This is a genomic window from Streptomyces sp. SAI-170 (assembly GCF_049739565.1).
Taxonomy (GTDB): Bacteria; Actinomycetota; Actinomycetes; order Streptomycetales; family Streptomycetaceae; genus Streptomyces.
This window is the reverse complement of record NZ_JBMGQD010000001.1, coordinates 4,023,279-4,032,480: the sequence shown is the minus strand read 5'-3', so window position 1 is coordinate 4,032,480 and position 9,202 is coordinate 4,023,279. Positions and strand designations below refer to the sequence as shown.

General features: G+C 69.6%; 13 protein-coding genes, 1 tRNA gene and 2 pseudogenes. 4 read left to right on the top strand and 12 right to left on the bottom strand.

The genetic code is table 11. From position 1 onward, the window contains the following. Positions 1-299: 299 nt before the first annotated feature. Both RKD23_RS18060 and RKD23_RS18055 read right to left on the bottom strand, forming a co-directional pair. Positions 300-1,145: an RNA polymerase sigma factor SigF gene (locus tag RKD23_RS18060; RefSeq protein ID WP_424854601.1), complete on the bottom strand. Its 846-nt coding sequence runs from the start codon at positions 1,143-1,145 to the stop codon at positions 300-302. A gap of 114 nt (positions 1,146-1,259) precedes the next feature. Then, a complete protein-coding gene (locus RKD23_RS18055) occupies positions 1,260-2,216 on the bottom strand; it encodes a GlxA family transcriptional regulator (protein ID WP_424854600.1) in 957 nt (318 codons plus the stop codon). An 82-nt stretch (positions 2,217-2,298) separates the two neighbouring features. Here RKD23_RS18055 and RKD23_RS18050 point away from each other — a divergent pair, with 82 nt between their 5' ends. Further along, the gene (locus tag RKD23_RS18050; protein WP_424854599.1) at positions 2,299-2,892 is read left to right on the top strand and encodes an MBL fold metallo-hydrolase; all 594 of its coding nucleotides are present in this window, start codon (positions 2,299-2,301) and stop codon (positions 2,890-2,892) included. 162 nt (positions 2,893-3,054) lie between these two features. Here the strand turns inward: RKD23_RS18050 and RKD23_RS18045 are convergent, their stop codons facing one another. The 6 genes and pseudogenes from RKD23_RS18045 to RKD23_RS18020 all read right to left on the bottom strand — a co-directional run bounded on the left by RKD23_RS18045 (position 3,055) and on the right by RKD23_RS18020 (position 5,122). Next, the gene (locus RKD23_RS18045; RefSeq protein ID WP_424854598.1) at positions 3,055-3,183 is read right to left on the bottom strand and encodes a hypothetical protein; all 129 of its coding nucleotides are present in this window, start codon (positions 3,181-3,183) and stop codon (positions 3,055-3,057) included. Beyond that, the gene (locus tag RKD23_RS18040) at positions 3,180-3,581 is read right to left on the bottom strand and encodes a hypothetical protein (protein WP_424854597.1); all 402 of its coding nucleotides are present in this window, start codon (positions 3,579-3,581) and stop codon (positions 3,180-3,182) included. Before RKD23_RS18040 ends, RKD23_RS18045 begins: the two co-directional genes overlap by 4 nt. 99 nt (positions 3,582-3,680) lie before the next feature. Beyond that, positions 3,681-3,861, bottom strand: a pseudogene (locus RKD23_RS18035) (serine/threonine-protein phosphatase); the annotation flags it as partial. Between the two features lie 77 nt (positions 3,862-3,938). Then, positions 3,939-4,205 (bottom strand): hypothetical protein, encoded by a 267-nt coding sequence (locus tag RKD23_RS18030; RefSeq protein ID WP_424854596.1) that lies wholly within the window; start codon positions 4,203-4,205, stop codon positions 3,939-3,941. Positions 4,206-4,317: 112 nt separating this feature from the next. Beyond that, positions 4,318-4,527, bottom strand: a complete 210-nt coding sequence (locus tag RKD23_RS18025; protein ID WP_424854595.1) for a hypothetical protein — start codon at positions 4,525-4,527, stop codon at positions 4,318-4,320. Between the two features lie 4 nt (positions 4,528-4,531). Beyond that, positions 4,532-5,122: a DUF5994 family protein gene (locus tag RKD23_RS18020; protein ID WP_424854594.1), complete on the bottom strand. Its 591-nt coding sequence runs from the start codon at positions 5,120-5,122 to the stop codon at positions 4,532-4,534. Between the two features lie 305 nt (positions 5,123-5,427). Between RKD23_RS18020 and RKD23_RS18015 the strand changes: the two genes are divergently transcribed. Together RKD23_RS18015 and RKD23_RS18010 are read left to right on the top strand one after the other, a co-directional pair. Then, complete coding sequence (locus RKD23_RS18015) at positions 5,428-5,919, top strand: DUF5994 family protein (RefSeq protein ID WP_424854593.1); 492 nt, start codon at positions 5,428-5,430, stop codon at positions 5,917-5,919. Next, positions 5,916-6,011: pseudogene (locus tag RKD23_RS18010) on the top strand (PRC-barrel domain containing protein); the annotation flags it as partial. The gene RKD23_RS18015 and the pseudogene RKD23_RS18010, both read left to right, overlap by 4 nt. A 211-nt stretch (positions 6,012-6,222) precedes the next feature. On the opposite strand, the gene RKD23_RS18005 reads toward RKD23_RS18010, so the two are convergent. The 3 genes from RKD23_RS18005 to RKD23_RS17995 form a co-directional block, all read right to left on the bottom strand. Further along, positions 6,223-6,999 (bottom strand): alpha/beta fold hydrolase, encoded by a 777-nt coding sequence (locus RKD23_RS18005; protein WP_424854592.1) that lies wholly within the window; start codon positions 6,997-6,999, stop codon positions 6,223-6,225. A 103-nt stretch (positions 7,000-7,102) separates the two neighbouring features. Further along, on the bottom strand, positions 7,103-7,228 hold the full coding sequence (locus RKD23_RS18000; RefSeq protein WP_424854591.1) for a hypothetical protein: 126 nt from the start codon (positions 7,226-7,228) through the stop codon (positions 7,103-7,105). Between the two features lie 80 nt (positions 7,229-7,308). Next, entirely contained in the window at positions 7,309-8,091 is a 783-nt protein-coding gene (locus RKD23_RS17995; RefSeq protein ID WP_424854590.1) for a GntR family transcriptional regulator, read from the bottom strand. 142 nt (positions 8,092-8,233) lie between these two features. Here RKD23_RS17995 and RKD23_RS17990 point away from each other — a divergent pair, with 142 nt between their 5' ends. Then, positions 8,234-8,605, top strand: coding sequence for an ATP-binding protein (locus RKD23_RS17990; RefSeq protein WP_424854589.1), 372 nt, complete (start codon positions 8,234-8,236; stop codon positions 8,603-8,605). 152 nt (positions 8,606-8,757) lie between these two features. Here RKD23_RS17990 and RKD23_RS17985 read toward each other — a convergent pair. Beyond that, positions 8,758-8,831 (bottom strand) — tRNA-Gly (locus tag RKD23_RS17985). Positions 8,832-9,202 lie beyond the last annotated feature (371 nt).

The following is a 9,202-nucleotide window of genomic DNA, read 5'->3' as shown; positions in this document are numbered from 1 at the left end:
TTCACTTCAGGTACGCGCCTAGGCGTACCTTACTCCTGGGGGAGCCATGCCCACACCTTCCTCGCCACACCACCGACTCACCTCCCGCCTCCGCACGGCCCTGCGCAGACTCCTGCTCATCGAGCACTCACCGTTCATCACCCTCTGACCTGCGGCCTGCCACCGACCCGCGCCGGCTCGGGGTGGCTGAGGGCGTTGGCTGGGCAGCTTCGGCTGATGCCGGGGGGCAGGGCGGCACGCCCACCCAGATGCACGTCCACTCCGTCATCCGCAGGAACTCCGGCCGGGCGTGAGATCCGCTAGTCGGTGGTGAGCATGCCCGAGCGCAGGCGGGCCAGGATGCGGGAGGTGAGGCGCGAGATGTGCATCTGCGAGACCCCCAGCTCCTCGCCGATCTGCGCCTGGGTCATCTCCTCGACGAACTTCATGTGCAGGATCCGCCGGTCCCGCTCGTCCAGCTCGGCGACGAGCGGGGCCAGGGCGTGGAAGTCCTCCACGAGTTGGAGAGCGGTGTCCTCTTCCCCGATGAACTCCGACAGGGCCGCCTCGCCGTCCTCGGCGTCACCGGTGATCGCGGCGTCGAGGGAGGCGGAGGTGTAGCCGTTCGCCGCGATCTGGACCTCGACGACCTGTTCCTCCGTGAGGTTCAGCAGAGCGGCGAGTTCCGAGACCCGGGGAGCCCGGCCCAACCGGCTCCCCAATTCCTCGTTGGCCCGGGCGAGTTCGGACCGCGCCTCCTGCAGCCGGCGCGGCACGTGCACGGACCAGGAGGTGTCGCGGAAGAACCGCTTGATCTCGCCGACGATGTACGGCACCGCGAAGCTGGTGAACTGGACCTCGCGGGAGACCTCGAACCGGTCGATCGCCTTGATCAGGCCGATCGTGCCGACCTGGACGACGTCCTCCATGTCCTGGCCGCTGTTGCGGAAGCGGCGCGAGGCGAAGCGCACCAGCGACATGTTCATCTCGATGAGCGTGTTGCGCGCGTACTGGTACTCGTGCGTGCCTTCCTCGAGCACGGCGAGCTGCTCGAGGAACATCCGGGTCAGCTCACGGGCGTCCTGGGGTGCGACCTTCCCGGGGTCCGGGATCTGCGGCAACTCCGTGCCGGAGTCGGTCGTCGTGCCGACGAATGCCGTCGTCATCCCAGGCCCTCCCTGCAGTTCGCGCCCGCTCCGGTGAGCAGGCCCTCAGGGCCGCGCCTACCCGGTCGGGGAAGCAACATGCCCGGCATGGACCGCCTGCCACGGCCTCCTCGCCTACGACATGCGGGTGAAGGACCGGCGATAGGAACGGGGCGGCACGCCCCGGCGCCGTACGAACTGTTCGCGCAGCACGGCCGCGCTTCCGTAGCCGACCAGGCGGGCGATCTCCTCGACCGGGAGGTCCGTGGTCTCGAGGAGTTCCTCCGCGCGGCTGAGTCGCAGGCCGAGCAGCCAGGCGTGTGGGGTGGTGCCGGTGGAGGCGGCGAAGCGTCGGGCGAAGGAGCGACGGCTCATGAGGGCGCGGCGGGCCAGTTCCGCCACCGGGAGCGGCTCGTGGAGGTGCTCTCGGGCCCAGGCGAGTACGTCCGCGAGCCGTTCGTCCTGACAGTCCTCGGGGGCCGGGGTGGCCAGGTACTGGGCTTGTCCGCCGTCGCGGTGGGACGGAAGGACCAGGTCTCGGGCGATGGCGTTGGCCGTGGCGGCGCCGTACTCCCGTCGCAGGAGGTGCAGGCACAGGTCGAAGCCGGCAGCGGCTCCCGCGCCCGTGGCGATCTGGCCTTCGTCGATGTACAGGGCGTCGGGTTCGACGGTGATGCCCGGGTGACGGTCGGCCAGCAGACCGGCGAATCGCCAGTGGGTGGTGGCGCGCCGCCCGTCGAGCAGCCCGGCCGCGGCGAGCGCGAAAGCGCCCACGCAATGTCCCGCGACCAGCGCGCCGCGCTCATGCGCGGCGGTCAGCGCGTCGAGCACGGCAGGTCCCGGGGGCGTACGGAAGTCCGCCCAGGGCAAGGCGATCACCAGGTCGGCCGCGGCCAGCCGGTCCAGCCCGTGCTCGACCACGAGCGGCAGCCCGACATCGCTGCGCACCCTTCCGGGCCGGTCCGTGCACAGCGCGAAGTCGAAGCGGGGCAGACCCTGGCCGCGCGCGTCGAACACCTCGGAGACGATGCCGGCACCGAGCATGCCGACCCCGGGCGGGGCGTAGGCGGCGACGGTCACGAACGGCGGCATGCGGGGAGTGTGGCACGAATCCTGCGATCAGTGGCAGCAGGGCCACTCGTCGGTCAGCCGCCCAGCCCGAAGACTTGGGGCCATGACAGACGCACCGCTCGGCCGCAGCGCCGTGTACACGATCCTGACCACCGGCTACACCCTCTCCACCGGTCCCGGGGTCGCCGCCACCGTCTCCTACGTCCGTGACGGGGGACGCCATGTGATCGTCGACCCCGGCATGGTGGCCGGCCGGGACCGGATCCTCGGCCCCCTCGCCGAGTTGGGGCTCGGCCCTGACGACATCACCGACGTGGTCCTCAGCCACCACCACCCGGACAACACCATGAACGTCGGCCTCTTCGGCCAGGCCCGTGTCCATGACCACAAGGCGATCTACCACAACGACCAGTGGACCGACCGCGACGCCGAGGGCCACCAACTCGCCCCGTCCCTACGGCTGATCCGCACCCCCGGCCACAGCCCCGAGGACATCACCCTGCTCGCAGGCACGAATTCGGGCGTCGTCGCCTTCGTCGGCGACCTGTGGTGGCGCCCCAACGGGCCCGTCCTCGACCCGGTGGCCCCGAACCACGAGACCCTCCGGACATCCCGACTCCGCGTCCTCGCCACCGCGGACGTCATCGTGCCGGGTCACGGCCCTGCGTTCCCGGCGGATGACAGCGCGCCGCGCTAGACGCGACAGGCACCAAGGCACCACCTTGGGGGTGGATCCCTCTGTCGGAGTTTGATTCTCGCGCCCCCGACACGCCTCGAGACAGGACACGCGGAGAGCACAGGTCCCCCTCGACACATGTGCCTGCCACCCACTGAATCCTCAACTGCGCCGCTTGGCCGCTCAGATCTGCAGGCCGTCGGTGGTGGCGTAGAGCGTGCCGTCGGTCGGCGAGCAGAAGGTCTTGGCCAAGGAGCGGTCGGCTCCGCCACGGCGCCGGTCCAGCGGCTGCCGCGAGGGTGAGGCGTTCACCAGGCCCGCCACTGGTCCGTGAGCTCGTGACGGCCGAGTCCGCGGCTGGCGGTCAGGGCTGCGACGTCGACCCCATGCTCCGTGAGGGCCTCGTCGATGTACAGGCAGAGCTGCTCGCGCTCATCGGTCTCGAAGGCGCACTCGTCGTGAGCTTCGTTCACTGCGTTCAGGGCCAGGACGACACGCTCGACCACGGCGAAGACTTGCTCGTCGTCACCTTCGGCGAGCGTGGGTAGCTCGGCCTCGAAGGCGTCCAGGACGGCGTCGGTCGCGGACAGGAGTTCGTCAGGGAACAGGTGGACCATGCACGCGCAGTCGGGGTCCAGAGTGCCGGCGGCAAGCTCCGCGGCTTCGTCGGCTGTGCCCCTGCGCCAGTTCGTCGTCGGTCTTTCAGCCATGCGGCCGGACCGTACAGCGCCGGTCTGACATCGAGGACGTTGCTCCCTTGTTGTCCGCTGCTGACCGCCTCTACTGGCACGTTGTGGCACGGCGGCGGGTCAGCCGAGCCACTCGACCAGGACGAGAGTGGCGTCGTCCGAGGTGGCTTCGCCGCGGGCCCGCCTGAGCGTGTGGGACAGGTCCCGTGCCACCGCGCGGACGCCTCGGTCCGTCTTCTCCCAACTGGTTGACCCAGTCGATCAGCTGGCTGAAGCAGAGGACGCGGTCCCCCGGTTCGAGCATCACACCCGAGCAGGCGGTTGCCTTCGGCGGCCGTGTAGAGGGCCTGGAGGATCTGCCGGCGGTACCGCTGCCGCTCAGGGCTCCTCGGTGTGAGGGCCGGTGCCGGTGGGAGGTCTGCTGGTGGCGAGCCAGGTACGGGCGGGTCCGGCGGCGGTCTCGGTGTCGACGGTGAGGTGGAGCCGGGTGCCGCCGCCCGGCACGGGGTAGCTGCGCTGCTCCGCGCCGGCGAAGCACCGGCGGATCACTTCGGCGACCGCGCGGGCGGCCTCGGGCGTGGCGGAGACGATACGGATCTCGGCGTATTCGGCCTGCGGCGGTGGTTCGTTCTCGGTGGGGTGCAAGACGGAGTGCTCCGTTCGGGACTAAAGCGAGAGGTCGGCGGGTGGGTCGTCCCGGGTGTCGGGTGCCCCACCCGCGGCCTTCGACCGGAGGAGTGGTCTGAGGTCAGGCAGGTCAGGGCCAGGTGCCCGTAGTCCGCCGATCGGCGATCCGTTCGGGCGGCCTGGGGTGGCTGTGACCGGGGGGCCGGCTGAGGGAGGGGTAGGGATCGCCGAAGTGACGGGCCGCTATGCGTGCGTCGTGTTGGGAGTTCAGCCGGTGGATCAGGCGTGTGCCGAGCACGATCAGAAGTGCGCCTGCCACGAGGGTGATCACGATCTCCATGTCCTCACCTCCTCATGCGTCCCGGCAGCGGGATCATCCGCGCGCCGACGACCGGGTGCGCCGCTGGGTCCGACCGGGGCGCCGGGGCTGCACCGCCGTCGTTCTCCCAGGCGTCTTCGGTGCTGCGCGCCTCCCGCATACGGCGGCCGGTCGCAACCTCGCCGGACATCAGCGAGCCTGCGGTGAGGACGCTGCCTGGGAGTGCGGCGGCGGTCATCAGCCGGGCCGCGGAGGCGGGTTCGGTCTCAGGCGGAACCACGAGCAGGTCGCAGCGGCCGGTCGTGTAGGACAGCAGGATGATCTTGTCCGGGTCCAGCTCGGTGAACCAGCCCACGTGCAGCACGCGGCCGGTGACGGCGACCTTGTGCGGGACGACGGGCCAGTGGCCGGGATTCACCAGGACGCGGGTGATGCGGCCCCAGCGTCCTTCGAGGGCGTCGGCCAGCGCCGGCAGCTCGGCTGCCAGGTCGCGTGAACGGGGCCACCAGGCGCCGTCGAGCCGACCGGCGAGCGTGGTCTTCGGAGTGAGCGACAAGCGGGCCGGAAGTCCTGGGGTGAGGGCGCGGTTCGCTGTCCTGTCGAGGATGGTGGTCATGGCGGACCTGCCCCCGGGCTGCCCGTCGGCAGCCCGGTTTTTCGTGTTCCCCGGAAATGACACCTGCGTGGAAGCTGGTGCTCGAAGTACTTCCGGTACTTCCAGCGTACGTCTGATCAGCCCATTTCCGGCCTTATACAGGGAGAGGCTTCCGGTTCGTGCGAACGAGTGTGCGGCGCCGGGCGGACACGCGGGAGCCGGAGTTACCGTGTGATGACGGCACAGTCGCCCCGTCGGCGGCCGGTCGCCCCTCATGCGTGGCCGTGGCGGCCGCGGCAGCTCACCCGCAGACGAGCGGATCCACCATGGCCGACCCAGACATCCCGCCCCCGTTGCTCCTCCCGGACGAGATCCACCAGGCGGTGCGCCCCGGTACGGCTCTGCTCCGGCTGGAGACGACGCACTCCCGGCAGGGCGTCCTCGACGGGGCGTGGTGGCCGCGCACGCGCGAGGTGGAGCAGGAGGTTCCCGCGCTGGTGTCCGTCCTGTCCGAGCACCTCGGACCCGTCATCCGAGTCGGCCTGGACGCCACCGCGTGGGACGAGATTCCGACCCGGCTGGTCATCGACGACCGGGTCGTCCACCTCGACTCCTTCCCCGTCGGCGACGACACCGTCCTGATCACCCGTGGCGACAAGGACCACTTCGCACTGATGGTGGTGCCGCCGGACACGGAACCCGATGCCGCCCGCACGGCCATGGCCCGCGCGGTCCACGCCGACAACATCACGCAGGCCACCGAGCTCCTCGTCGCCACGCTTCCCGCACCGACGACCGGGCAGGGAGGAGCGGCATGATCCAGACAGCGGACATCCGCGAGTGGCGCAACCAGGACGTGGTGGACCCCGGCGGCCACAAGATCGGCGAACTGGAATCCGTCTACGTCGACCTCGTCCTGATCATCGTCGCGATCGTTCTGGGTCTCATCGGGGCCGTCGCCGACGGACTCCTCTTCCTCCTCTTCGTCGGCATCGCGGTACTCGTGGCAGACCTCCTCTACATGGCCCTGCGCACCCGCCGCTCCGCCCGCCGCCGCCCGCTCCGGTGACCTCGGGGACGGCCGGAGCGGGCCCCAGCAGTCCGTACGCTCGGCTGGCCTTCTAGCGGCCGAGGAACCTCTCGACCGCCGTTGCCAGGGCCTGCGGACTTTCGTCGGGAGCGAAGTGACCGGCGTCGTCGAAGACCTCGAGCTCGGCGTTCGGATACCACTGCAGCCACGTGGACCGCATGGTGTCGGGGCCCATCGCCGGGTCGCTCGCACCGGCCACTACCAGAACTGGCGTCTCGTTTCCCTTGACCAGCTCGTGGATATCGGGGCCGCGCGTCCAGGATTCGAGGTACGCGCGCAGGGCCGCCTGCGAGGAGCGCTCCGAGCCGTTCACCCTGGCGTCCAGCCACGCGTCGTCGTGCCGACTGCCGGTGAGGGCCTCGAAGATCGTCCTGCGCTTGCCGGAATCCTCCACGGCCCCGACGAACAGCTCCCACATCTCCCCTTCGAGCGGGAACCCGGACGCCGGCACGGGCGAGATGCCGATGATCGAGCGGATCCGTGAGGGGGCGTCCAGCAACAACTGCTGGGCCGCCTTGCCTCCCATGGAGTGACCGATGACCGAGAAGGTGTCCCAGCCGAGGTCGTCGGCCACGGCGAGGACGTCCGCCGCGATTTCCTCCATCGTGTACGTGCCGGGGAAGTCCATCGCCTCGCCGTACCCACGGCAGTCCACGAACGCGTAGCTGAACGCGCCTCCGTCCAGGTGCTGCCGCAGATGGCCGAAACTCGACCTGTCGCTGAGCCAGTGGTGGAGTGCGATGACCTTCTCCGGACCGCTGCCCTGTACCTCGTACGGAATGACGTTTCCTGCTCCACGGTTTGCCACGATGTTGGGTCTCCCCTGTCGGGCCGGCCCGGAATCTGGCCGACCGGAGGCTTCGCGCCAACGGCGTAATCCCAGTCAACGGTGTGGGCGAGTCGTGCACTGGTCAGAGCCCCTCGTCGTGCAGGTCCTCTTCGCGCAGCAGGTCGTCCTCACGGCGGCGCGAGGTCTCCTCCGGGCCACGCTGCTCCTTGCATCCCGGTGTCGGCCGATCCTCCGCCGAAGGCACCATTGTGACCGGACACCCCTGCGCGGGGATCGATTAAGGGCTTCAGATGTCCTCGACTCCTGATGAGTCCTCGCCCCATGAACTCACCTGCCAGGACCAGCAGTTCCCCCGCTCGCGGCGAAGTCGTACTCCAGGACGTACGAAGAGGCGTCCAGCGTCATCTCGTTCACCTCGACAGGGCGTCCTTGGTCCGTGAAGGCGGTGCGGCAGATGAGGATGACCGGGGTACCTGCGGACATGCTCAGTCGTTCCGCCTCGTCCTGCGACGGCATGCGCGAGCGGAGCTCCTCGCGGAAGTGAACGGGCTCGTGCCCGAGTTCGGCGAGTCTGGCGTACGTGCCACCCGGTCCGGTGTCCTCCTGGGTGATGGGCGATCCGGTGACCAGGGACAAGGGGAGGTAGCTCGTCGCGAGCAGGACCGGCTTGCCGTCCAGGACGAAGCGCCGGCGCCTCACGCAGGCCAGCTCCTCGTCGGCCAGGTCCAGGACGGCGCACACACGATCGGGTGCCTCTTCCTCGGACACGGTGACCTGGTCGACCTCAAGGGCGCGGTTCTCGATGTCCGCCGACCAGATGGAACGGCCGTTGCCCCACTGGTCGCTCGCCGGGCGCTGGATGCCCCGGCGTCGAAGCGGCCGGAAAGCCCTCACGAACACGCCGGCACCCTTGCGGGCTTCGACGACGCCTTCGTCGCGCAGGACGCTCAGGGCCTGTCGGGCAGTCATGCGGGCCACTCCGTACGTGGCCATGAGGTCGTTCTCTCCCGGGAGCCGATCACCGGGTCCGTACTCGCCGGACCGGATCGCTTCGCGCAGGGAGTCCGCGATCCGCTGGTACTTGGGCCGACGGTCGTCGGTGGTGGCCATTCCGACGTCCTCCTCGCTTCTCTAGAGAGCCTAGGCCATAGGTCTGGGGCTCGCTCGCTGCCTGTAGCCGTGCGCATCTTCCGCCCACCACGCAGCGCGGCGCAGCCGTTGACCTCTCTAGAGAGGTCGGGAGTGAGTGCGGATGACCTACCTGATCGACCGCTGTCCGAGCGAGGAATGGCCGAGGCGTGGGGCGATGGCGTTACGCCCGACTCCGGAGTCCGTCCCGCGGGCCCGCCGCTGGTTCCGGAAGTTCCTCGCTCCGCACAACCCGCTCTGCTCGGTCGACGATTGCACGCTGATGATCTCGGAGCTGGTGACCAACGCGATCCTCTACGGCCGGCCCGACGAGAAGTGGGTCGTGCGCGTGGAGTGGTTCCGCGAGGGCACCGCACTGCGAGTGGAGGTCCACAACCCGGGATGTCCGGGGCGTGTCCGCCTTCGTCGGCCGGATGCCGCCGACGCCCATGGGCGCGGGTTGCTCCTCGCGATGGCCGACGCCTGGCCTGGGTGAGAGGGGGTGACCGGGAGCACCGTCCGCCTGGGCGCCGCCGGGTGCCGGCTCGGGATGTGTCATCAGGGAGGCCCGTCGAGCTGTCTGGCACGCCACAACTGACCCAATCAGCACAGCAAAAAGGCCCCGGTCAATGACCTGGGCCTTCTTCATGGAGCGGGTGACGAGAATCGAACTCGCGCTCTCAGCTTGGGAAGCTGATGTTCTACCATTAAACTACACCCGCGTAAGACGCCGACAGGAGCCGGTGTCGATGCTCGCTCACTCTACCTCATCGCAGACCCCCGGTGCTGAAGCCGTGGGGTCTGAGTGCGTTTCAGGGGCGGGATGCGGCTGCGGGGGGCGGGAGTTGGGGCGTACGGTGGAGGTGTGGGAGAGGGTCCCGATGGGGCCGGAGTGCCGCCTGGAGGGTCGTCCCTTTCATCCCGTAATGTGGGCTTTCGTCGTCACGGGATTCCACCCAGGCGTGACGCGGCTCTTGGGGAAGGGACTAAAGGGACTTGATGGAACGCACCGTCGTCCGCTGTGCCGATGGGCACGTGTTCAGCACCGCTTCGTTCCCGATGCAGCAGGCCGAGCGGCTCGGTCCGGGCCGGC